At 42.2% G+C, this 22,564-nt stretch carries 21 protein-coding genes and 2 riboswitches; of the genes, 14 read left to right on the top strand and 7 right to left on the bottom strand.

The annotated features are described in order from the left end of the window. The first annotated feature begins 1 nt into the window (after window position 1). The 5 genes from JNUCC41_RS14510 to JNUCC41_RS14490 all read left to right on the top strand — a co-directional run bounded on the left by JNUCC41_RS14510 (window position 2) and on the right by JNUCC41_RS14490 (window position 4,177). Window positions 2–1,072, top strand: coding sequence for a YheC/YheD family endospore coat-associated protein (locus JNUCC41_RS14510; protein ID WP_192203617.1), 1,071 nt, complete (start codon window positions 2–4; stop codon window positions 1,070–1,072). Between the two features lie 3 nt (window positions 1,073–1,075). After that, window positions 1,076–2,443 carry a YheC/YheD family endospore coat-associated protein gene (locus JNUCC41_RS14505; protein WP_192203616.1) on the top strand — a complete coding sequence of 456 codons (1,368 nt, stop codon included), beginning with the start codon at window positions 1,076–1,078 and terminating at the stop codon, window positions 2,441–2,443. After that, window positions 2,440–3,636, top strand: a complete 1,197-nt coding sequence (locus JNUCC41_RS14500) for a YheC/YheD family endospore coat-associated protein (protein WP_192203615.1) — start codon at window positions 2,440–2,442, stop codon at window positions 3,634–3,636. The genes JNUCC41_RS14505 and JNUCC41_RS14500 overlap by 4 nt, the downstream gene beginning before the upstream one ends. A gap of 63 nt (window positions 3,637–3,699) precedes the next feature. Continuing rightward, on the top strand, window positions 3,700–3,903 hold the full coding sequence (locus JNUCC41_RS14495) for a YheE family protein (protein WP_192203614.1): 204 nt from the start codon (window positions 3,700–3,702) through the stop codon (window positions 3,901–3,903). Between the two features lie 85 nt (window positions 3,904–3,988). Further along, complete coding sequence (locus JNUCC41_RS14490) at window positions 3,989–4,177, top strand: hypothetical protein (RefSeq protein ID WP_076367325.1); 189 nt, start codon at window positions 3,989–3,991, stop codon at window positions 4,175–4,177. A 122-nt stretch (window positions 4,178–4,299) separates the two neighbouring features. Here JNUCC41_RS14490 and JNUCC41_RS14485 read toward each other — a convergent pair whose 3' ends face one another. Further along, on the bottom strand, window positions 4,300–5,124 hold the full coding sequence (locus tag JNUCC41_RS14485) for an MBL fold metallo-hydrolase (protein ID WP_192203613.1): 825 nt from the start codon (window positions 5,122–5,124) through the stop codon (window positions 4,300–4,302). A gap of 282 nt (window positions 5,125–5,406) precedes the next feature. Then, window positions 5,407–5,511: riboswitch (SAM riboswitch) on the top strand. Between the two features lie 68 nt (window positions 5,512–5,579). Between JNUCC41_RS14485 and JNUCC41_RS14480 the strand changes: the two genes are divergently transcribed. The 3 genes from JNUCC41_RS14480 to JNUCC41_RS14470 are packed head-to-tail and all read left to right on the top strand — an operon-like array spanning window position 5,580 to window position 8,128. Beyond that, window positions 5,580–6,596 carry a methionine ABC transporter ATP-binding protein gene (locus JNUCC41_RS14480; RefSeq protein WP_192203612.1) on the top strand — a complete coding sequence of 339 codons (1,017 nt, stop codon included), beginning with the start codon at window positions 5,580–5,582 and terminating at the stop codon, window positions 6,594–6,596. Beyond that, window positions 6,583–7,251 carry a methionine ABC transporter permease gene (locus JNUCC41_RS14475; RefSeq protein WP_192203611.1) on the top strand — a complete coding sequence of 223 codons (669 nt, stop codon included), beginning with the start codon at window positions 6,583–6,585 and terminating at the stop codon, window positions 7,249–7,251. Before JNUCC41_RS14480 ends, JNUCC41_RS14475 begins: the two co-directional genes overlap by 14 nt. 55 nt (window positions 7,252–7,306) lie before the next feature. Next, entirely contained in the window at window positions 7,307–8,128 is an 822-nt protein-coding gene (locus tag JNUCC41_RS14470; RefSeq protein WP_192203610.1) for a MetQ/NlpA family ABC transporter substrate-binding protein, read from the top strand. Between the two features lie 241 nt (window positions 8,129–8,369). Here JNUCC41_RS14470 and JNUCC41_RS14465 read toward each other — a convergent pair whose 3' ends face one another. Further along, window positions 8,370–9,407, bottom strand: a complete 1,038-nt coding sequence (locus JNUCC41_RS14465; protein WP_192203609.1) for an NAD-dependent epimerase/dehydratase family protein — start codon at window positions 9,405–9,407, stop codon at window positions 8,370–8,372. Between the two features lie 180 nt (window positions 9,408–9,587). On the opposite strand from JNUCC41_RS14465, the gene JNUCC41_RS14460 reads away from it, so the two are divergent. Together JNUCC41_RS14460 and JNUCC41_RS14455 are read left to right on the top strand one after the other, a co-directional pair. Beyond that, the gene (locus JNUCC41_RS14460) at window positions 9,588–10,475 is read left to right on the top strand and encodes a PucR family transcriptional regulator (protein ID WP_228467659.1); all 888 of its coding nucleotides are present in this window, start codon (window positions 9,588–9,590) and stop codon (window positions 10,473–10,475) included. A gap of 126 nt (window positions 10,476–10,601) precedes the next feature. Then, window positions 10,602–11,747 carry an ABC transporter ATP-binding protein gene (locus tag JNUCC41_RS14455; protein ID WP_192203607.1) on the top strand — a complete coding sequence of 382 codons (1,146 nt, stop codon included), beginning with the start codon at window positions 10,602–10,604 and terminating at the stop codon, window positions 11,745–11,747. Between the two features lie 60 nt (window positions 11,748–11,807). On the opposite strand, the gene JNUCC41_RS14450 is transcribed toward JNUCC41_RS14455, so the two are convergent. After that, window positions 11,808–12,050 carry a hypothetical protein gene (locus JNUCC41_RS14450; protein WP_192203606.1) on the bottom strand — a complete coding sequence of 81 codons (243 nt, stop codon included), beginning with the start codon at window positions 12,048–12,050 and terminating at the stop codon, window positions 11,808–11,810. A gap of 108 nt (window positions 12,051–12,158) precedes the next feature. Further along, a complete protein-coding gene (gene fumC, locus JNUCC41_RS14445; RefSeq protein ID WP_192203605.1) occupies window positions 12,159–13,541 on the bottom strand; it encodes a class II fumarate hydratase in 1,383 nt (460 codons plus the stop codon). Between the two features lie 324 nt (window positions 13,542–13,865). Beyond that, window positions 13,866–13,979, top strand: a riboswitch (SAM riboswitch). Window positions 13,980–14,065: 86 nt separating this feature from the next. Between fumC and JNUCC41_RS14440 the strand changes: the two genes are divergently transcribed. Both JNUCC41_RS14440 and metC read left to right on the top strand, forming a co-directional pair. Next, entirely contained in the window at window positions 14,066–15,178 is a 1,113-nt protein-coding gene (locus tag JNUCC41_RS14440; protein ID WP_192203604.1) for a methionine biosynthesis PLP-dependent protein, read from the top strand. After that, window positions 15,175–16,356, top strand: a complete 1,182-nt coding sequence (gene metC, locus JNUCC41_RS14435; protein WP_192203603.1) for a cystathionine beta-lyase — start codon at window positions 15,175–15,177, stop codon at window positions 16,354–16,356. The genes JNUCC41_RS14440 and metC overlap by 4 nt, the downstream gene beginning before the upstream one ends. 112 nt (window positions 16,357–16,468) lie before the next feature. On the opposite strand, the gene JNUCC41_RS14430 is transcribed toward metC, so the two are convergent. The 3 genes from JNUCC41_RS14430 to JNUCC41_RS14420 form a co-directional block, all read right to left on the bottom strand. After that, entirely contained in the window at window positions 16,469–16,717 is a 249-nt protein-coding gene (locus tag JNUCC41_RS14430; RefSeq protein ID WP_061461980.1) for a type B 50S ribosomal protein L31, read from the bottom strand. Window positions 16,718–16,849: 132 nt separating this feature from the next. Further along, complete coding sequence (locus JNUCC41_RS14425; protein ID WP_192203602.1) at window positions 16,850–18,871, bottom strand: ABC transporter ATP-binding protein; 2,022 nt, start codon at window positions 18,869–18,871, stop codon at window positions 16,850–16,852. Further along, window positions 18,868–20,619 (bottom strand): ABC transporter ATP-binding protein, encoded by a 1,752-nt coding sequence (locus JNUCC41_RS14420; protein WP_192203601.1) that lies wholly within the window; start codon window positions 20,617–20,619, stop codon window positions 18,868–18,870. The genes JNUCC41_RS14425 and JNUCC41_RS14420 overlap by 4 nt, the downstream gene beginning before the upstream one ends. A 510-nt stretch (window positions 20,620–21,129) precedes the next feature. Between JNUCC41_RS14420 and JNUCC41_RS14415 the strand changes: the two genes are divergently transcribed. Continuing rightward, entirely contained in the window at window positions 21,130–21,297 is a 168-nt protein-coding gene (locus JNUCC41_RS14415; protein WP_192203600.1) for a hypothetical protein, read from the top strand. 111 nt (window positions 21,298–21,408) lie between these two features. Further along, complete coding sequence (locus JNUCC41_RS14410; RefSeq protein WP_192203599.1) at window positions 21,409–22,500, top strand: DUF2515 family protein; 1,092 nt, start codon at window positions 21,409–21,411, stop codon at window positions 22,498–22,500. The last annotated feature ends 64 nt before the right edge of the window (window positions 22,501–22,564 follow it).

Below are 22,564 nucleotides of genomic sequence, written 5' to 3'. Positions count from 1 at the left end.
CGTGTTAATAGGATTAATGGCCGCGTCGGATACACATGAAAACAACTACTTCACCGAAATAGCCAAAACCGCTAAATCATTTAATATGAAAGTTTGTAAATTCTCACCTGAAAATATTGATATGGATCTTAAAAAAGTGCGTGGCGAGCGTTTTGATGCCGAGAATGAAACTTGGATCGCCACATCTTTTGATTTACCTGATTTTGTATATGATCGCTGTTTTCACGGATTAGTCCGTGAGTCAACGGAAACGCGAAACAAAATCAATTGGTTAAAAGATAACTCGAATTTCTTAGGGCTGGGCCTTCCTGGTAAGTGGGAAGTGTACCAAATCCTAAAAAAACATCCACACCTGCAGGCATTTTTTCCAGAGACCGTACAAGTGACGACGCCTGAAGATATTACCGGTCATTTAGAACGCCTGGATAAAATCATCATCAAGCCTGAGTTCGGTGCAGGCGGTACAGGAATCTATCTCCTAACAAAAACCGAAGACGGCACTTTGGTATCCATGACGAAAAAGGGCACCAAATATGACCGCCCATTCTCCTCCAAATCTCAGCTTAACAAATGGCTGCAGCATTTATTAAATCGATACCGCTACCTTTGCCAGCCATATTTAGAACTTTGCAACCAAAATAATGAGCCATTCGATTTACGGATTTTCCTTCAAAAAAACGAGAAGAATCAATGGATGGAACGAGGCCGCGGAATTCGCACGGGACAAAAAGACGGAATTACTTCAAATCTTGCCACAGGCGGTGAAGCCATTTCATTAGAGACTTTCAACAAAAGAAACCCGGAAACGATTTCGATTGCTGTCGAACAAAAGATTCAGCATATCCTTCGCACGCTGCCCGTAGAAACCGAAGCTGTCTTTGAAAGATTATTCGAATTGGGGATTGATTTAGGCATCGATAAAAAAGGCCAATTATGGATCATGGACATCAACTCCAAGCCCGGAAGGAAAATCATTCAGGCACTACAGCCGGAGACCATGAAGGATATCCATCGCGCACCGTTTCAATATAGCCAGTATTTAGCCGAACATCTTCAGAAAGCAGGTGAATAGAAAGTGAGAAAGACTTATCCTGCCGAAATTGCTGCTATCCCTGGCAATGTTCTCTACTATCCTTCAGAGCTTGGAGATTTGGCAGAGATTGAATTAATTTATTTCGGACGGCATTCATGTCCTGCCATCGTCAAACAAAACCCAGCCGTCAATCAGTCAATCGTATTATCGGAAAGCCTTGCGGAATCCCTACTATTCGATCATACCGATATTCCCCTACATTTATTCATTTACGGCAAGAGCATCTATATCGGACCGCTTGTCGGAATATTTTCCTCAGGGTTCACTGGCGTTTCAAACAAACCATTAGGGGAGAGATCGGAATTTTTCGCAAAACTCCTTTCGCTTAGCAGGACCACCGGCTGTATCCCCTTTGTTTTTGGAGAGAATGTAATCAATTGGGATGAGGAGACAATCAAAGGCTATGTGTTTGCTAACGATCACTGGCACATAAATGAATTTCCTTTCCCTAATGTCATCTATGACCGTCTCCCAAATCGGATGACGGAAAACCGGGATGGACCTAAAGAAGTGAAGCGGAAATTCCAAAAAAAATATACAATACCATGGTATAATCCTGGATTTTTCAATAAATGGGATGTAAATGAAAGGCTATGCGCAGATGAGCGGGCACTGCCTTATTTGCCGGAAACATATCCATTTCAATCCATGTCCGTGGTGGAAACCCTTCTTTCCCATTACCGGCAAGTTTATATAAAGCCCATTCACGGCAGCCTCGGTCTAGGGATTCACCAAATTCTTTATGATAAGCATGAGGATGTTTACTATTGTCGCTATACAAATGAAGCAAAAGAAAATAAACTGCAAAAATTCCCTACATTGGAATCCATCGTTAAACATATTTTTCACGACCGACCGCTTGAAAACCTTATTGTACAGCAGGGCATCCCATTAATTCGATTTGAAAAACGTCCAGTGGATTTCCGGGTCCATACGAACAAGGACAGTAATGGAAAATGGCAGGTAACCGCGATTGCCGCAAAAATCGCCGGTGCCGGCAGCGTCACTACCCATATTAAAAGCGGGGGTGTCATCAAAACGGTTGCCGAACTGTTTGGAGATGACGATGAGGCGAAAGAAGTCGAACGAAAGCTATCGGAAGCCGCGCTGATTTTAAGTGACAGTATTGAAAAGAACTTGGACGGCATCATTGCAGAAATAGGATTTGATTTTGGATTGGATAAAAAAGGGCAGGTTTGGATGTTTGAAGCCAATTCCAAACCTGGACGTTCCATATTCGCCCATCCAAAACTCAAGGATTTCGAATTGCTGACCAGAAAGCTAAGCCTTGATTATGCCATTTATCTTACGGAACAGACGATTACGAAATCAATCAGTGTACCGCGATGAACATTTTTTACGATAGCCCCACTGAAAATTGGTACCACAATCATGAGAATGCTGAACTTTTCGCCGGCCCTGCCAAAAAGGAAATCAGCTATAAAAAGGACCATTCGAATCAACCCCTAATTCCAATCACGATATATCCCGGTAACCGGATTCTCGCCGTCGGAATTTTAACTGTTTCCAATCCCAAAAAGGAATCAGGTTTGGGTGGAAACCTGACCCTTTTTCGGGACCTATCATTATATTTATTAAAACATGGAATATTGGCGTATGTATTCACAGGAAATGCCCTTCATCCCGATTCGTTGAGAGGGTATGTTTTTTCCTCCATTTCAAACAAGTGGATCGAATGTAAAGTACCCTTCCCTGACATCGTCTATAACCGTATCCCTTCGAGGAGCTATGAGGCGTCAGAGGAATTCCAACATCTTATCACACACTTTAAAGATTCCCGAATGCATCTATTCAACCCCTGTTTTATAGATAAATATGTAATGTTCGAAGCATTAAATGAAGATGGATTCCTCACCAAACACCTTCCGCCCACAACGGTCTTACGAAACAGCGATTGCCTTTATTCATTCCTGGAGACCTACAGGCATATATACCTTAAACCCTGCAAAGGAAGCCAAGGGAAAGGCATTTATACCATAATCAAAAATGATGATGGTACACTATTGTTCAATAGCTTGAAGCATAGTGAGTCCTTCCCGGATTTCGCATCATTCTGGAAAACAAAAAAAAGGGATTTATTAAAAAGGAGCTATCTTGCTCAACAGGCGATCAGACCAAAAAAACTTTTTGGACATCGTTATGATTACCGGATTCTCGTCCATTATGAAAAAGGTTTTTATAAAGTGACCGGCAAAGCGGTAAGGATGTCACAAACTCAGGAAATCACCACCCACACTCCCCGAGGGGGTAAGCTTTTCCCTTATCAAGACCTGCAATCAAGAAGCCTGAATCAAAAATTAGCGAATATCGCCCAAAAATGCGGAGAGATACTTTCGAAAAAAATCGGGTTTCTCGGAGAGTTTTCCATTGATATAGGGGAAGACGAATCGGGTTCGCTCTTCATATATGAAGTGAACTCAAAGCCCATGCAATTCGATGAAGTGGAAATTGAAACAAACAGGCTTTTGCATTTAAAAAATCTTTTCATTGAATTAACTTTTCCCAACCTGACAATAAAATAACACCTCCAGCTGCCGTTTTCCATTATACTTAAATGAGAAACTGTATATATGGAGGTAATACATATGATCACTCATTTTCAATGGTCACCATTGCATAAAAATCTGCCGGGATGGAGAATTTCCTTTTATTTCAACAAGAAGGCAGTCCAAGCCTTGTATCATAAAGATGGCTCCATCGAGTGGACAGCCAACCCGCCTTCCGAAACAGATGAAACCAAACTCAAAAGCATGGTACATGATTTAATGATCTTCCATGTATATGAATGAATTTTCTTTACATTCATGAAATCCTTATACAGAATAAAAAAAGCTCCTTTGCCTAAACTAAAGAAAAGGCTAGGAGGGATTAATTTTGGATAAAGAAAAAATGACATTTTTGAAGGATACCGAATATGATGGCAAGGACTCCGTTTACCTGGATATCGACCGTATCATCAATGAAGGAATGGCAGGCGGAAATGTGTATGAAGTCGCTAACCTTCAGAACATCGAAGAAGCACATGATTTTTATGATGAAACAGATCCCAACGAAAATAAATAATTTAGGTGGGCTCTCTTAAGGAGGGCTCCCCTTTTTTACTTATCCCGTTCATCTCCCGCTTGCACTGCATTCCCCCCTATGGAAGTTGTTTGAGTGACAAATAGAAAACATTGAAATAGCATTCAAATAGTTCCATTGTCCCTTACATTTAAAATATTTTCTTTTAATATCGATGTAATGATATGCTCTGAATCCCATTCATGCCCAGATATCTCGATAAGGGGATAGCGATTCGGTAAAACGGCCTGCTGGATTTCATGAACGGTCAGCCCTTGAGAATGCAAGCGTAAAATTTCACCTTGTAGGTTTTCCAAATAATCGAGCTTTTTCCGAAACATGTCCTTCCCATCAGGGACATGTCCAGCATGGCAGCAAAACACTTCCCCGAAGTCATATTGAAGTAACCTTTTAATGGAATCGATGATGACCGGGACAGACTCTTCCCGTAAGACAAGCTTTGTTTTTGGTGTTACGAAAAGGTCTCCTGAAAAGAGCATGCCATTACTGTGATTCAAATACACCATATGGTCCTTTGCATGACCAGGGGTAAAAATGGGCTCCCACGTTTGGGTGCGTGAATGAATGGCCTTCCCTACCGACTCAGCTTTAAAGGCGTCTCTCTTTCCCCAGAAAATTTTACGATATTCAGGATATACGGCATCCTTTGCACAAACCTCAACCGACATCGGATGAATGAAAAGCGGGACCTTTTTATTTTCCTGTATCCATGCAGCGCCCCCGGTATGGTCTTCATGATAGTGAGTCAGGACCACTGAGTCGAAGTCTGCGGACTCATAGAATGGAATGAGCTCTTCCAATAAAATCTGTGCGCCAGTATCTATCAATAGACCATCCGTTAAAAAGACATAAACACTCATCCCGGATTTGTTCCCGCCAGGAGTCCCGTTCACACAAACCACATCATTTATCGTGTTAATCTCTAACATTCAATTGCCTCCCCATCATTACACAAATATAGTTTCATCTTCCTTTTTCTAACTTTACTATAATAAATGTATTACCACTTCACTCTTTTGACAAGGAAATTTTGGAATAATTAACCTGGACAAAAATGCTGGATTATTGCATAATTGCCCACTTTTAATGGACCTTACTAAACTTTAATAACAAAAAATCACCCCGAAAATTTCAGAAACGATTGACATTGTCGAATTTTACAAATAATATAGATTATATTGAAAAACTTGAAATATTCTAAAATAATAATTTACTTATCAAGAGTGACGGAGGGATCAGGCCCTGTGATGTCCGGCAACCGCCCTTAGGGAACGGTGCCACTTCCTGCAGAATGATTGCATTCTGAAAGATAAGACGAGATATAATTTCGCTGCCTCTTTCTGAATGATAGGGGCAGTTTTTTAATGTTTAAGGGGGAAAGCTCATGATTGAAATCCGTTCAGTCCGAAAGGAATACGTCTCGAAGAAAAACCGAGTTATCGGAGTGGATAACGTATCTTTAACCATTCAAACTGGCGAAGTGTATGGAATTGTCGGCTACAGTGGAGCTGGAAAAAGCTCATTACTCCGCTGCTTGAATTTGCTTGAACGTCCGACAGGTGGAAATATCATCATCGACGGCATTGATTTAACCTCTTTATCAAGTAAAGAACTTCGTAAACAACGGCAAAAAATCGGAATGATATTCCAACACTTTTCACTGGTCAGTTCAAAAACCGTTTATGAAAATGTCGCTTTCGCCTTAAAGGCCGCGCATCGGTCGAAGGATGCCATCAGGTTACGTGTATTGGAATTGTTGGAAATCGTAGGGCTCAGCGATAAGAAAGATGTCTATCCGGCGCAGCTTAGCGGTGGACAGAAGCAACGGGTAGGCATAGCCCGTGCCTTAGCAAATGACCCCACTGTTCTATTATGTGATGAAGCGACTTCAGCACTTGATCCAACAACTACAAAAGCGATTTTACAATTATTGAAAAAGATAAGCAGTAAGCTTGGCATCACCATCGTGTTGATTACACATGAAATGGAAGTGGTCAAAGAGCTATGCCACCGTGTCGCCGTCATGCAGGATGGCCGTGTAATTGAAGAAAGTCCCGTTTATGAAATATTTTCACAGCCTAAGCAGGAGTTAACGAAGCAATTCATTAGCAGTGTTCTGGATTTCGCACTCCCTCCGCACTTGATTGATGAAAGTAAAGGTACGATCATTAAAATTCAATTCGAAGGGCAAACCGCTGGTGAGTCGATCCTTTCGGATGCTCTCCAATCCCATTCAGTAAAGGGGAATATTTTACACGGTAAAATTGAGTATATCCAGGATGTCCCTTTAGGCATTTTAATCATCGAGTTAATAGGCGATGCCGCTCAAGTTCATTCGGCATTGCAATATATAAAAAATCGTTCCAGTTCTGTGGAGGTGCTAAAACATGTCACTGCTTGATTCCATCGTCAATATTTTACCTGATCTTAATAAAGCCTTTCTTGAAACGATTTATATGGTCGGTGTTTCCCTTGCAGTAGCCCTGTTAATCGGTTTACCGCTTGGAGTATTGCTGTTTACAACAACAAGGAATTTATTTTTTGAAAATAGTATCGTGAATCGATTTCTAGGATTCGCAGTCAATATTGTCCGTTCAATCCCTTTCATCATTCTCTTGGTCGCCCTCCTTCCTTTAACGGATCTTCTAACTGGATCGACAATAGGGCCGAGAGCGGCTTCTGTATCCCTGTCGGTGTCCGCAATACCTTTTTTTGCAAGAATCGTTGAAACGGCATTACGTGAAATAGACAGAGGAGTGATTGAAGCTGCAATTGCCGTAGGAGCCACTCCATGGATGATCATTAAGGATGTACTTCTTCCAGAGGCAAAACCGGGTATCATTCAAGGACTGACATTAACGACCATTTCGCTTATCGGTTACTCAGCGATGGCAGGGACAATCGGCGGGGGCGGAATTGGCGACCTGGCCATCCGGTACGGTTATTACCGTTATGACAACACAGTCATGATCACGACGATCGTCGTGTTGATCTGCCTTGTACAAATCATTCAAATGGTTGGTGACAAGGCCTCATACATAGTTAACAAACGATAGGGATCAGTCATTTTTCAATGATTCAATACATTTCATTACACAGGAGGAATTTCAAATGAAGAAAATAGCTTCGTTATTATCAGTCTGTGCACTTGCCCTTGGCTTGGCAGCATGCGGGAGTGATGATGCATCCCCAAAAACTGAAGACAAAAAAGAATTGAAGATCGGGGCGACTACCGGGCCCTATGCCGATATGGTTAAAGAGGCCATCAAACCAGGACTGGAAGATCTCGGTTACAATGTAGAAATCGTCGAATTCACCGACTATATCCAGCCGAATAAGTCCCTTGGCAACCATTCGATCGATGCCAACCTCTTCCAGCATAAGGTGTACATGGATAACTTCGCTAAAGAAAATGATTTAGAGCTTTCCGACCTTATCATAGTTCCAACAGCACCAATGGGCATATATTCGAACAAGTATAAATCATTGAAAGAAATTAAAGACGGTACATCCCTTGCAGTGCCCAATGATCCGGTTAACCTCGCACGTGCACTTAAAGTGCTGGTGGATGAAGGGTTGATTGAAGTCGATCCAGATGTCGACCCTTTAAAAATATCTGAAAAGGATGTAACCAAAAATCCAAAAAACATCCAACTCAAACCATTGGAATCCGCTCAATTGCCCCGGGCAACAGACAGTGTTGACCTATCAGCGGTCCCTGGCAACTTCGCTCTTGCAGCGAAAATGGACCTCCAGGATGCCCTTGTTTTAGAAAAAATGCCGGATATGTATCGAAACGTTGTTACAGTGAATACAAAAGATGTAGACTCCCAATTTGCAAAGGATATTAAATCAGTAGTGGAATCCGACCAGTTCGAAAAAGTCATCGATGACAAATTTGCCGGGTTCGGAAAACCAGACTGGATGAATTGATCAAATAATCGAGGCCTGCTTCCCCTTATTGGGAGCAGGCCTTTCATTAAGGACAACGTGGCGGCCGCCATGGAAAACCTTGAAATCCTCACGAACCATGCAAGCAGATCCATGTACTAAAAAACGATGGGGTTTTTACCCCATCGTTTTTTTAATTCCTTCACATTGTTTGGTTAAATCATCCTTTTCACCAAGCACACTTAATGTGCCTTCAGTACTTCAATAAAATAAAAGAAGGTTTCTAACCTATTGTCTGTTTCCATAATCCAAGGAGATCACTTTCATGTTGTCTGTGGATACCTGCTTTTCTAACAACAGATTCCTGACGTCCCTTTTCCCAATTCCATATTTCTTCGAGGGTTTCTGATAGGGGACGGAATGTTAGTCCATTATTGATGGCTTTATTGTTATCGACAGCCAAAAAACCATTCAGAGGTTCCTTAGCTCCCGGAAAAGGGAATTCTTCTGGTATCCATAAAGGCATCTCTCCCCACGGCTCCACTTTATTGTCATCCAAAAACTTTTCAGATACCCATGTAAAGTCAGCATTACTTCCTGTTACCTTTTTGCAGCCTTCAAGTAATTGCCCCATAGTTAGTGTATAATCCGGTCCAACGGCATTATATGTACCTGTCATACTTTTTTCTATCATTTGGATGATCCATTGAGCCAAGTCCCTTGCATCGATGACTTGGATTGGACGTCCAGGGCGTCCAGGAGATAAAATTTCTCCCCCTTCCGCTATTCTTTTAAGCCAGTACGGCAATCGGTCAGTGTAATCATATGGACCCACTATTTGCCCCGCACGAATGGACAAAACTTTCCCCGGCAGTTCTTTTTCAGCTGCTTTTTCGCTTAATGATTTTAACGGTCCATAATATTCACCGTATATCGGTCCAGCAGTTCCGCGGGTGATCTCTTCCGCTTTATCATCATTTAGTATATGAACCTCTCCATTTTCATCAATTCCTGGCTCGGTTGGATCACTATAAACTGAGATGCTTGAAATATATGTATAATGTTTAACTTGATTAAGCAGTCTGCAAGATTTAGATACAGTTCGAGGGATAAATCCTGATGTATCAATGACTGCATCCCACTGTCTCCCTTTCAACATTTCCAGATCTCCATCGCGGTCCCCTTTTAACTGTTCTATTTCGGGAAAGACATAAGGATCGCTTCCACGATTAAAAAGTGTGACTTCATGCCCTTTCTCTATCGCAGCTCTTGCTAAATACCTGCCTAAAAACCGTGTACCGCCCAATAATAATATGTTCAAAAGATTCCCTCCTCTTTTTAACGATATTCCATAAAGCATACGCAATACCCTTTCCTAAAATTAATAAAACTTGCAACTTTTCTTTGATTATCCCTTCCCGGAAAAACTAGCAATATCCTATTCTTTTGAACTTTATTCTTTTTCGCTATAATGATATGGAAAGGGAGAAAGAAGGTGGAAATGATGCTTGAAAATCTTAAACAAAAATTCCCGAATGCCCTTACCAATAAAATGGATACTGATGAAATTTCTGACTATGTTTGGTTCGAAGACTCAAGAAGTATACTTGGCATTCCCCGTTCAGAAATCACAGACGAAGAAATCCGTTTATTGGAACTGCTTTTTGCTCCTTCCATAAACCCGAATAATTTCAATGTACATCCAGACTCATCATGGAAAACTTTTTTATCCGAACCGAATGCACCATTGCCTTTAACAAGCTGGGAGAATGTTCGATTTCTTCATTTCAAGCTGACTCATGCTGATTTTTCCAACACCGATTTTGAAGAAGCCTTCCTCGCTTTCGTTCCATCTGAGGCAGCTATTGTTTGGGAAAACGAAACGGCGGGAGTCTTAATTGAAACGGACGAAGAAGAATCTTTATCAACTAAACAACTAATCGCCATTTCTTCCACGCTTGAAAGTGACTTTTATGTAAAGACCCGTATGTTCACCGGGCGCTTTCACCCTATAAATCAAGACCTTCATCAGCACTGGACTCAGGAGAAAAAGTGTTTTGGTTTGGCACAGATGCATCTGCCGGACCTAAAGGTGGCTGATTTGGCAGACATCATCCCTCACTCATTAATAAAGGATCCATCCGTTAAGAATGCAAAGTGGTATATCAATGAGATTCTTGGCAAGACCAAGCAGGATACAGAACTGATCAAAACGATTAAAACGTATATCGAATGTAATTCAAATGCCACCTATGCCTCCAAACAGCTTTATATACATCGGAACAGCTTACAATACCGAATCGATAAATTCTCTGAAAGAACTGGTCTCGATATTAGAAACTTCCGTCATGCCCTTACTGCATACTTGATACTTTTACTGAATGATTAATTTTCAATGCAAACAGGTAATATCACCCTTTTTTTGTGCAATGTGCCCATACTTTTTTCAAATCCGATGGCTTAGACTATAGTTAATTGGTACAAGTAATCCAGGAGTTTAAAAGGGGGATTTTTCATGGCAGAGTTAGTGTTGGATCATATATTCAAGATTTATGATAAAAAGGTTACGGCTGTTAAAGACTTCAACCTTCGTGTTGCCGATAAGGAATTCATAGTTTTTGTGGGACCTTCGGGTTGCGGCAAATCGACGACATTAAGGATGATTGCCGGACTTGAAGACATTTCCCAAGGGGATTTATATATAGACGGCAAGCGAGTCAATGATGTCCCCCCTAAAGATCGTGATATTGCGATGGTTTTCCAGAACTATGCCTTATATCCTCATATGTCCGTATATGATAATATGGCATTCGGATTAAAACTCAGGAAAACGCCAAAAGCGGAAATCAAGCAAAGAGTCAATGAAGCGGCAAGGATTCTCGGACTTGAAGAGCTGCTAAACAGGAAACCTAAAGCCCTTTCAGGTGGTCAGCGCCAGCGTGTCGCACTTGGCCGGGCCATTGTAAGGGACGCAAAAGTTTTCTTGATGGATGAGCCATTATCCAATCTCGACGCAAAGCTACGGGTTCAAATGCGTGCGGAAATCGCTAAACTACATAAACGGCTCGACACCACAACGATATATGTCACGCATGACCAAACAGAGGCAATGACGATGGCAACACGTCTTGTTGTAATGAAGGATGGTATCATCCAACAGGTCGGTGCACCAAAGGACGTTTATGAGAAACCGATAAACGTTTTCGTCGGCGGCTTTATCGGATCGCCTGCCATGAACTTCTTTACTGGAACCTTAAAAGAAGGCACTATTAAAATAGGCGAACAAACACTTGAAATACCTGAATTGAAGATGAAAATGCTGCGTGATCAAGGATATGTCGGAAAAGACATAATCCTTGGCATCCGTCCGGAGGACTTCCATAATGAAGGTGCTTACTTCACGAAGTCCCCTAACACTGCATTCACAACCCAAATTGATGTAGCCGAACTGATGGGCGCGGAGATCATGCTCTACTCCACATTAGAGGGGCAGGACTTCGTCGCACGCGTCGATGCCAAGAATATCATCCAGGCAGGCGAAAACATCGAACTTGCCCTCGATATGAATAAAGCACACTTTTTTGACAAAGGGACTGAACATCGCATTTTAGTGGAAGAAGATGAACAGATGCAGGAAAGCATGAAGTTATCAGCCAATTAAACGTAAAAAGACCCATTCGTCGTGGGTCTTTTTACGTTTATTCAACTAAAAAGGATAAATTCATTCCTGGACCAATACCACTTCATCATGTCCGCATTCAGAGCATTTCATGAGATGCGGGCATTGGCCTTTTTGAAGGGATTTAGGGTATCCGTCGTTTTCTTTAAGTATGTCGATATCCATATAAGCACTGTAATCATCAGCGTAGTCCATGAATTTCCCTTTATCATCAAGATCACTGCCGCATTTCGGGCATTTCACATGAATTTTTCTTAGACCGTTGCAAAGCGGGCATAAAGACATTGTTTTTCCTCCTGTTCACGATACCTATGATCTCAGTATTTGTTCATTCCATTATTTTAACCCATGGAAACACCCTCCCTAATACCAAGGGAGGGCACTTCCATTCAATTATTTATTAACCATGTTAGCAGGATCGACCCATGCTTTGAATTCATCTTCCGTCAGGAACTTCAATTTCAACGCAGCTTCTTTCAATGTTGAGTTGTCCTTGAATGCAGTTTTGGCGATTTTGGCTGCTTTTTCATAACCGATATGCGGGTTCAATGCTGTTACCAACATAAGGGAGCGTTCTACATTTTCTTTGATTTTATCCTCATTTGCAGTGATGCCTACCGCACAATTATCGTTGAATGAATGAATGCCTTCCGTCAATAATTTTACCGTTTGCAGGAAGTTATAGATGATGACAGGCTTGAATACATTCAATTCAAAATTACCTTGGCTTGCTGCAAAGCCAATTGTAGCATCGTTACCCACGATTTGAGTTGCAATCATGGTAAGCGCTTCACTTTGTGTTGGATTGACTTTACCTGGCATGATGGAGCTGCCTGGCTCATTTTCCGGAATGGCTATTTCGCCGATTCCGCTTCTTGGCCCACTTGCCAGCCATCTGACATCGTTCGCAATTTTCATTAAATCCGCTGCCAATGCTTTTAAAGCACCGTGTGCGTAGACGATTTCGTTATGGCTTGTCAATGCATGGAACTTATTATCAGATGTGACAAAAGGATATCCAGTATCAGCTGCAATTTGTTTGGCGGAAAGTCCCGGGAATTCTTTTTTTGTATTGATTCCGGTTCCTACAGCCGTTCCTCCTAGTGCAAGGTTCAATAATTTTTGGCTGCTTTCCTCAATCATCGCTAGATCTTTGTCGAGCATCGCTTTCCAACCGGAAATCTCTTGTCCCAATGTTAATGGTGTAGCATCTTGAAGATGTGTCCGGCCAATTTTCACGACATCCCAAAATTCTTTTTCTTTTGTATCGAATGTATCACGAAGAGCTTTGATGGCAGGAACCAATTTTTCAGCGACTTCCATAAAGGCAGCAATATGCATGGCTGTCGGGAAAGTATCATTTGAGCTCTGTGCCTTGTTAACATCATCATTCGGATGAAGGGTTTCCGATTCACCATTTTCTTTTAACCATTCATTTCCTTTGTTAGCGACCACTTCATTCACGTTCATATTACTTTGCGTACCACTTCCCGTTTGCCAAACTACAAGCGGGAAATGCTCATCTAGCGTTCCTTCAAGGATTTCGCCGCAAATCTTGACGATGGCATTCTTTTTAACTTCCGAAAGATCACCAAGATCATAGTTCACCTTTGCCGCAGCTTGTTTAACGTATGCAAATGCACGAACTAATTCAATCGGCATTTTTTCGTTACCGATTTTGAAATTGTTACGGCTTCTCTCGGTTTGTGCTCCCCAATATTTATCAGCAGGAACTTTCACTTCACCCATCGTATCTCGTTCGATTCTGTATTCCATGTGTTCTCCTCCTATGTTTGCACTATTCATTGAGACTTTTTGCATATGAAATGAATAATGTCGAATTATTCTTTCTCTCCATACATTGTACAAACTTTATTATTTTAAAGCAAAAATATCCGCTGACCTTTCACTTTTTCCGAAAATCCCATGCCCCTTCGTGTTTATATGAAGATTCGGATATTTTTTTTATAGATACATAAAGTGTTGACGCACTAGGCACCAATTAACCTGGTCATGAACATCCAAGCATTATCCATCCCAAAATGTCCTTGACAGTATTTTGTATATATAGTAAATTCAAAAGAAATTGAATAATCTAAACTCTTATCGAGAGAGGTAGAGGGAATGGCCCGATGACACCTCAGCAACCTTCATTTGTTTCAAACCAATGAAAAGGTGCTAATTCCACAAGTTTGTGAACTTGGAAGATAAGAAGAATGACTCGTCCTTACTTAATCAAAGTCTTCTTCTTAAAGAAGACTTTTTTTTATTTTATATAACTCAAAGGAGCAGTGAAAACCATGTACAAAACTGAAACATATCTTGCTCAATTAGGAAACCGCAGCGAAACGGCGACAGGAACAGTCAATCCGCCAGTATACTTTTCAACAGCTTTTCGCCATGAAGGAATTGGCCAATCGACGGGATTCGACTACACAAGAACAGGTAATCCTACACGCCAATTATTGGAGCGTTCCATCGCCGATATGGAAAAAGGCGACCAAGGTTATGCCTGCAGTTCAGGAATGGCCGCCATTTCCACTATCCTTGCCCTTTTTAAATCAGGTGATGCCTGGATTGTCAGCGAAGATCTTTATGGTGGTACATATCGTCTGTTAGAACAAGGTTTTAAAAAATGGGGATTGCAGTGTGACTATGTAAACACTTGTTGTTTGGAGGATATTGAAAAAGCCATCACTCCTCACACGAAAGCCATCTTCATCGAAACTCCCACTAACCCTCTTATGCAGCAAACGGACATTAGCGCTGTTGCCGCATTGGCCAAACAATATAATTTATTATTAATCGTTGATAATACTTTTTACACGCCTCTTATCCAACAACCCATCCTGCTTGGAGCGGATATCGTGATTCACAGTGCAACCAAGTATCTCGGTGGTCATAATGATGTGCTCGCCGGACTGATCGTTGCTAGCGGCGCTGAATTATGTGATGCATTAGCCTTCCATCATAATGGTACCGGAGCTGTCTTGAGCCCCTTTGATTCTTGGCTGATGATGCGTGGAATGAAAACCTTGGCATTGCGGATGGAGCGTCATGAAAAGAATGCCAAAATACTTGTAGATTACTTGTCGGAACATGATTGTGTCACGGACGTATTGTATCCCGGCAAAGGCGGCATGATTTCATTCCGTATCATTGATGAATCGGCGGTCAACCCCTTTTTACAATCGCTCTCATTAATTTCCTTTGCAGAAAGCCTTGGAGGGGTTGAAAGCTTTATCACCTATCCTGCCACACAAACGCATGCCGATATACCGCTTGAAGTCAGAACGGCAAATGGAGTTTGTAATCGCCTGCTCCGCTTCTCCGTTGGCATCGAGGATAGCGATGATTTGATTCAGGACTTGCAGCAAGCATTCGCACATGTAAAAAGGGAGGCGCTACGATGACAGGTCATGATTTTAGCTTTGAAACGAAATTACTTCATAATCAGCATAAATTCGATCCGGCAACGGGCGGTGTGAGCGTCCCCATTCAGCATGCATCGACTTTCCATCAATCCGATATCGATCAATTTGGCAAATATGATTACAGCAGAAGCGGGAACCCGACTCGCGAAGCACTTGAAGACATCATTGCCGAACTTGAGGAAGGCACTCACGGCTTTGCTTTTTCATCAGGTATGGCTGCCATTTCAACAGCCTTCCTGCTATTGTCTGCCGGGGATCATATCGTCATTTCCGAAGATGTGTACGGCGGAACGTTCAGGATGGTCACAAGCGTATTGATCCGTTTCAATATTGAGCATACCTTCGTTGACATGACGGATCTTGAAAGCGTCAAAGCCGCCGTTCAGCCAAATACCAGGGCCATATATATCGAAACGCCTTCAAATCCGTTACTTAAAGTGACCGATATTCAAGCCGTATGTGATATCGCAAAAAAAGCTGGTGCCTTAAGTTTTGTTGATAACACATTCTTGACCCCGGCTTTGCAAAAACCGTTGAATCTGGGCGCTGATGTTGTCCTTCATAGCGCGACGAAGTTTTTATCCGGACATAGTGATGTGGTAGCTGGGCTTGCGGTAGTGAAAGATCCGGAATTGGCCGCAAGACTCGGTTCGCTCCAAAACTCCTTTGGAGCGGTCCTTGGTGTCCAGGATGCCTGGCTTGTAATGAGAGGTTTGAAAACCTTATCAGTTAGAATGGAGCATTCACAAAAAGGGGCAGAAAAGATTGCAGCCTACTTAAAGGAACAGCCATTGGTGAAAAAAGTGTATTATCCCGGCCTTTCCGATCATCCACAGCACACCATCCAGAAAGGCCAGTCACTTGGAGCGGGGGCGGTCCTATCATTTGAATTGGAAAGTGAGGAAGTCTTCCGTTCTTTCGTGAACACTGTCGAGCTCCCTGTTTTTGCCGTAAGCCTAGGAGCGGTCGAATCTATATTATCTTACCCAGCCAAAATGTCCCATGCTGCCATGCCTGATGATGAAAGGGAAAAGCGAGGCATCACGAACAGCTTGCTCCGCCTCTCTGTCGGACTTGAAAATCCGGACGATTTAATAAAGGACTTCGATGCAGCCCTCGTTAATATTGCCAAAGGGGAAGCAATTGCTGCAAAATGATTTCAGGATGGGTGCCTCATGATTATGGGCACCCTTTTCCTTAGCCTCATTATTAACTCTTTTTCAAACCCAGTCATAAAAAAAGACCATCGATTTTCCGATGGCCTGACTCTCATTTCTTCATATTATATTTATCCAGGAAGCGATCCACCCGTCCGCCTTTTTCAGCAAACTTCTGCTTTCCGGTATAAAAAGGGTGCGTATCTGAACTGATTTCCACTTTTAATAATGGATACGTTTGGCCGTCTTCCCACTCGATCGTTTCATTTGACGTTTTTGTGGAGCCCGTCAAAAATTTATACCCACTGTTGGTATCCATGAATACCACTTGTCGATAATCTGGATGAATTTCTTGTTTCACTATAATCACCTCATCGTCTGTATAGGTGTATCTTAAACGTAATGATTACTATTATCAACATTTTTGCTTGAGGGTGCCGATTACGACAACCTCATTATAGTTTGGTCTTGATTATCCATCCTTATTCTGTGTTCAGCCAGCCATGCCTCCTTTATGCGGACCAGCCTGCAGTTCATACATTTGATAATACTTCCCTTTTAACTCCATTAATTCTTCATGTGTACCTTGCTCAGCAATCCGCCCTTTATCCAGTACAAGAATTTGGTCGGCATTTTTTATCGTGGAAAGTCTATGGGCAATGATGAAGGTCGTTCTCCCTTTTTTCAGCACTTCCATTCCCTCCTGGATAATTGCCTCGGTTTCAGTATCGATGCTTGCTGTCGCTTCATCCAAAATCAATATCGCCGGATTGAATGCAAGAGCACGTGCAAAAGAGATTAGCTGCCGCTGTCCGGAAGACAATGTTCCCCCTTTTTCGATAACAGGTTCATCCAACCCTAAAGGAAGATGCTTCAGAACTTTGTCCCCCCCTACATCTCTTAATGACTTTTCAACCATTTCCCTTGTGATGCCTTTATGATTCAGACTGATATTGGAAGCGATGGTGCCAGTAAATAAATAGGGATCCTGAAGGACGATTCCCATATGCTCCCTAAGTGTCTGATGGGGGATATCCAATATATTCGTGCCATCGATTTTGATTTGGCCTTCACTACTGTCATAAAAACGGAACAATAAATTCATTATGGAACTTTTTCCTGACCCAGTATGGCCAACTAAAGCGACCGTTTCCCCTTGTTTAGCGGAGAAGGAAATGTCCCTTAACACATATTCATTATCCTTATAATCAAAAGAAACATTTTCGAATTGCACATTTCCTTTGTATCTGGACATGCTTTCATCACTGACTGCCAATCCCTGCTCATCCAATAAACTGAATGCCCGTTCCCCTGCAACAAGTGCCTGTTCAAGGTTAGCGAACTGATTGACGATTCCGTGAAGCGGATGAAGCAGGCGGCTGATCAAATCAACAATTGCATACATCATCCCTAAAGAAATGGCTGAACTCGCTGTAAGGGAAATCCCGCCGAAATACCAGACGAATGCCATTAGCGCCAAAACCTTAATGACCCCGATCAAGTTTCCACCCGTCAACGAATTCAAATGGAGCATTTTATTTTGATAGGAATAATGCTCCCGGTTCAGATTCTCAAAAGATTGCTTTGTCTCCTTTTCACGTCCAAATGCCTGGATGATGCTCATTCCAGAAATGGATTCATTGATCATCCCATTAATATCGCTGACCCGTTCCCGAATGATGTGATTATATTTCGAGGCGAATTTGCGGTATACAATCGTCCAGATAACGATGATCGGAATAAGTAAAAGTCCAATGGTACCGACTCGTGGATCCAGAATATACAAAGCAATCAGAACCCCGAAAATATTAATCGTACTCGAGAAGAAGTTGGCGAGCACGGTTACATATAATTCCCGAATCGCTTCCGTATCATTTGTGACCCTGGCTACAACTTTACCCGCTGGCATATTATCGAAATAACGTATCGGCAGACGGGAAATATGAGTGAAAATATCATTTCGCATCTTCTGTATGATTCGGTTCGCCGCTTTCTGTAAATAAAAACTTTGCCCATATTGAAAAATGGAGGAAAGGATGACAAGACTAAAATAAAAAGCCACAAGCTTAATGATCCGCGGGATTTCCGGTTGGTAAAACCGCAGCACTTCCTGACTCGTCAATTTCACAGCTTGCGCATGTTGCTCTTTCCCATCTTTCTTGATGATCAACGATTGGTTCTCCAAGGTTCTGCGCCCCTCGATAGGGACAGCTTCATTTACGAAGACAAATTGATTGCCCACCTGCAGAATATGGACTTCCCTGCCTTTCTTCTCACCTTTTGCAAAGTAATCAGCCCGTTTATACCAATTTCCATCATACTTGACAGCATCTTTTCCTTTACCCGCTTCATACCAGGTAGATTCAATGCCAAGTATATGTGAATCGATGATTCTCTTGGCAATGAAAGGACCCGTTAAATCTGCCGCTACCGAAAGTGCCAGCATGATCAGGGCGCCAATGATCAATTTTTTATAAAGGGCAGCATAATTAAAAAGTCTCTTTACGACCTTCATGACTTCACCTCCGTCCCTTCGTCAACCTGCTGTCGTTCATATTGTTCTCTATACCAGCCATCCTTTTGCAGTAAATCCGCATGAGTCCCCTCTTCGATGATCTCTCCGTTGTCCATCACGATAATTCTGTCCGCGTGCTGAACGGCTGATAAGCGATGGGTTGTGATGATCGTCGTTTTCCCTGCACGTTCATTTTGGATATTTTCGATGATTGTCGTTTCCGTTTTTGCATCTACAGCGGATAAGGAATCATCCAATATAAGGATTTCCGGATTTTTGATCAGTGCCCTGGCAATCGAGATCCTCTGCTTTTGCCCTCCAGATAGGGCGACACCCTTCTCACCGACGAGTGTCTCAAGACGGTTGGGCAGCATCATTAAGTCCTTCTCAAAATCCGCAAGCCGGATAGCATCATCCAGTTCCTCTTCCGTTGCATCCATTTTACCGAACAAGATGTTTTCCCTAACAGATTTCGAGAATAAAAAATGATCCTGTGGAACGTACCCGATCCACTTACGAATATCTTCAAGGTTCAGTTGCTCCAACGGCATGCCTGCAAAAGCGATTTCACCTGTTCCTAAAGGATATTCCCGCAGCAATTGCTTCACGAATGTCGTTTTTCCACTTCCCGTTTTCCCCACTATCCCCAATGTTTGACCACGCTCAAGCTGAACGGAAATATTGGATAGATTCACAACCGTTGAGGAAGGGTATGTAAAATGCACTGAATTGAATTGGATATTTCCAGGTTTTTGAATACTCTTCAGACCCAATGAATCTTTCACATCCGCTTCATATGAAAGGGTATCCTGAACACGATCTAGCGAAGCATTACCCCTTTGCATGACATTGATCAGTTCACCCACCGCTATCATCGGCCAGATTAACATGCCTAAATACACATTGAACGAAACAAGTCCGCCAAGTGTTATGGCCTGCTGAAACACAAGATAAGCCCCGTAGCCCAACCCGATTAAATAACTGATGCCGATGATAATGCTGATTGTCGGATCAAAGAGGGCGTCGATTCTTGCCACGGCTATATTTTTACGGTATACATCCTCCGTCATTTCATCAAATCGCTTTTCATCTTCCCGTTCCTGGACATAGGCCCGGATAACACGGACACCTGAAATGGATTCCAGGACCTTGTCATTTAAAGTACCAAAGGCTGCTTGTGCATCCGTAAAACGTTTGTAAATTTTCTTCACGTAAATTTGCATCATCACTGCCATGATCGGAAGTGGCAGCACCGCCGCAATCGTCAACTGCCAGCTGATCGTAGCTCCCATCATGACCACTACTGTAATGGTGAACAGCACCGCGTCAACGAGCGTCAATATCCCAAAACCAGCTGTGAGGGATATTGCCTTTAAATCATTGGTTGCCCTTGCCATTAAATCCCCTGTACGGTTTTTTTCATAAAAACTCGGCGTCATTTTCAGCAAATGGCCCATAAATCCGGACCTTAGCTTTCGTTCGACCAAGTTTCCGCCGCCGAATAACAGAAAACTCCATAAGTAACCAAATAGGTAACTGCCGATCAGTACCATAAGCAAATAAATAACGTATTTCATGACCCCTTCCTGTGTCATGCTGCCATTGTTCATATCATCGATGGCATTCCCGACAAGTTTTGGCGGGATAACCTCCAAGATATTCACTAGACATAGAAATAAAATCGCCAAGGTGTAACGCTGCCACTGTTCTTTAAAGAACCAGGACAGCTTTTTAAAAATCGCAAACATGAATTCCCCTCCCTTTTGGTCAAATCTTTCACTCGCTAACCGCTTTCTGGATCTCCAGGCTGCAACAAAATTTCCAATGTCTTTCGTCTCATTTTAAATTTCCTCCTATCTTTTATATGGAAAGGATGCAAATGCACCTGTATTCCAAATGCCAAAAAGCCCCCGCCAATTAGCGGAAGCTTTTTTAGATGCGTTATAACACATATAAAAGCGCAGGCCGCGAAAATTCCACAACCTGCACTTTAAAATGATCAATGAACACGTCGGATCCCTTGTCTAGAAAGACAAGGTCCCAGGGCAGGCGGACGTATGATATTCGATTATGACATCATTGTGCTTAACTGATTTAGTCATGACGTTCGCCTCCTTTTTCATTAATTAATGGAAATTTTTAACTTGTGTTTAAAGATTACTACGTTTGCATATTTTTGTCAATTGCGACTTTTCTAGATTATTGCTGGATAATCCTTTATTCTTATAAGAATGACGTAACCTAAGGAGGTTCAGCATATGCAATGGAGAAAATATATACTCCTGGCGGTTCCCTTTTTATTATCAGCCATTTTCATCTTATTTGCCGTACCGGTCCAATATAGATTTTTATCCTTCATTCCTGTGTTTCTTTTCTGGATAGTCTATTATATTTTATTGTACCTGGAAAAGAAGAAGAAAAGATGACATCACCTTGGGGGCGTTGCAAATGCAACGCCCCTTTCTTGACGGCTCTGCATATAATGGTCGAAAAACATTCGTGGTGATTGTATGCTCTCCCAATATTTGCAGAAGCTGATGGGCAAACAACCTGTCAAAACAAAACCCATCATCGATGCCAAAAGATATGACACGCTAAAATCCCTTTTACACAAAGAGCTCTTTCAGCCTTTTGATGAGTCAAAAGCTTTTTTTCCTGAGGAAACCGCCCTTATAAAAAGCATTCGAACCGAGACGGCTGCTTTGAACCGGAACAATATCACAAGAACACAAGCATATCTTGCCTTTTACAATCGTAACCCAGAGGTCCATTGGGCCCTTTTAGCACATATGGTTTCGAGGAATGGTGGATACCATATGACTGACTTGAAAAGTTCAGCCATGACCCACCTCCTTGACCGAGCGGAACGGCAGAAATTTTTCCTGTTCCTTGAGCGCGCCAATTCAGCCATATTTGCAGATGCCTTCCCCCAGCTTCTTCTATATGAACATTCTAAACAAAAAGAACTTCCGCTAAGAAGGTATTTACCGGTATTCCGCATTTCAAGATTCATGGCCCCGATTTGGGAATCTTTCATTGAAGAGCCCCATTCATCCCTTTTGACAACAGCCCTTATCATTAATGAACAAAGAATGCTTCAGGAAAGGATCTTAAAACGCACCCGTCATGGTGAAATCCTCCGCAGGCTTGATTTTCAGCTGCAGGAATACTTAGGCTTCATGAAAGTGATCTTTCCTTATGCAAACAAGCAAAATGGACTTCATTCCTTGACTGGCCTTACCGTCGAACGCTTTGCCGACCCGAAACAGCGGATTGAAACGGGGAAATCTTTATATGAGCTTCTTTTTCAGCATCCGGTGGTTTTTCGCGGTGTTGGCCAATTTACAAAAGAGATTCCCCACACGGGTTCCAGAGAGGATTACTGGGCAAGCATCTATACCTCTGATGCATCCACGTCAAAAGATGATAAAGTTTACAGCCCCACTCTTCATGATGCATGGGAAGATCAACTATTCTTTCTTCCCCATTCCTTTGATTGGTTCACGAATGAAAGCTTCATAGAAGATTTACGAAGCACACCGATCATTAAAAAGGCGGATCTGACCAACGAGGTGCTCGAAAATGTCAATCATCTCAAAACACTTAACGGAATGAAAGCCATTTTCTAGCATCAAGCCTCTTACTTTGAATATCCCATCCCCCATTTGGCAAGAATGGTTAGCAAAAAGAATG

This window comes from Brevibacillus sp. JNUCC-41 (assembly GCF_014844095.1).
Taxonomy (GTDB): domain Bacteria; phylum Bacillota; class Bacilli; order Bacillales; family DSM-1321; genus Peribacillus; species Peribacillus aracenensis.
This window is presented reverse-complemented; position numbering and strand designations above follow the sequence as displayed.

What these genes read in the sequence shown, in the direction of transcription:
- JNUCC41_RS14500 (WP_192203615.1), top strand. Translation starts at nt 2,440, where the DNA reads ATGAACATTTTTTACGATAGCCCCACTGAAAATTGGTACCACAATCAT.
- JNUCC41_RS14495 (WP_192203614.1), top strand. Translation starts at nt 3,700, where the DNA reads ATGATCACTCATTTTCAATGGTCACCATTGCATAAAAATCTGCCGGGA.
- JNUCC41_RS14485 (WP_192203613.1), bottom strand. Translation starts at nt 5,124, where the DNA reads ATGTTAGAGATTAACACGATAAATGATGTGGTTTGTGTGAACGGGACT.
- JNUCC41_RS14480 (WP_192203612.1), top strand. Translation starts at nt 5,580, where the DNA reads ATGATTGAAATCCGTTCAGTCCGAAAGGAATACGTCTCGAAGAAAAAC.
- JNUCC41_RS14475 (WP_192203611.1), top strand. Translation starts at nt 6,583, where the DNA reads ATGTCACTGCTTGATTCCATCGTCAATATTTTACCTGATCTTAATAAA.
- JNUCC41_RS14470 (WP_192203610.1), top strand. Translation starts at nt 7,307, where the DNA reads ATGAAGAAAATAGCTTCGTTATTATCAGTCTGTGCACTTGCCCTTGGC.
- JNUCC41_RS14460 (WP_228467659.1), top strand. Translation starts at nt 9,588, where the DNA reads ATGATGCTTGAAAATCTTAAACAAAAATTCCCGAATGCCCTTACCAAT.
- JNUCC41_RS14455 (WP_192203607.1), top strand. Translation starts at nt 10,602, where the DNA reads ATGGCAGAGTTAGTGTTGGATCATATATTCAAGATTTATGATAAAAAG.
- JNUCC41_RS14450 (WP_192203606.1), bottom strand. Translation starts at nt 12,050, where the DNA reads ATGTCTTTATGCCCGCTTTGCAACGGTCTAAGAAAAATTCATGTGAAA.
- fumC (WP_192203605.1), bottom strand. Translation starts at nt 13,541, where the DNA reads ATGGAATACAGAATCGAACGAGATACGATGGGTGAAGTGAAAGTTCCT.
- JNUCC41_RS14440 (WP_192203604.1), top strand. Translation starts at nt 14,066, where the DNA reads ATGTACAAAACTGAAACATATCTTGCTCAATTAGGAAACCGCAGCGAA.
- metC (WP_192203603.1), top strand. Translation starts at nt 15,175, where the DNA reads ATGACAGGTCATGATTTTAGCTTTGAAACGAAATTACTTCATAATCAG.
- JNUCC41_RS14425 (WP_192203602.1), bottom strand. Translation starts at nt 18,871, where the DNA reads ATGAAGGTCGTAAAGAGACTTTTTAATTATGCTGCCCTTTATAAAAAA.
- JNUCC41_RS14420 (WP_192203601.1), bottom strand. Translation starts at nt 20,619, where the DNA reads ATGTTTGCGATTTTTAAAAAGCTGTCCTGGTTCTTTAAAGAACAGTGG.
- JNUCC41_RS14415 (WP_192203600.1), top strand. Translation starts at nt 21,130, where the DNA reads ATGCAATGGAGAAAATATATACTCCTGGCGGTTCCCTTTTTATTATCA.
- JNUCC41_RS14410 (WP_192203599.1), top strand. Translation starts at nt 21,409, where the DNA reads ATGGGCAAACAACCTGTCAAAACAAAACCCATCATCGATGCCAAAAGA.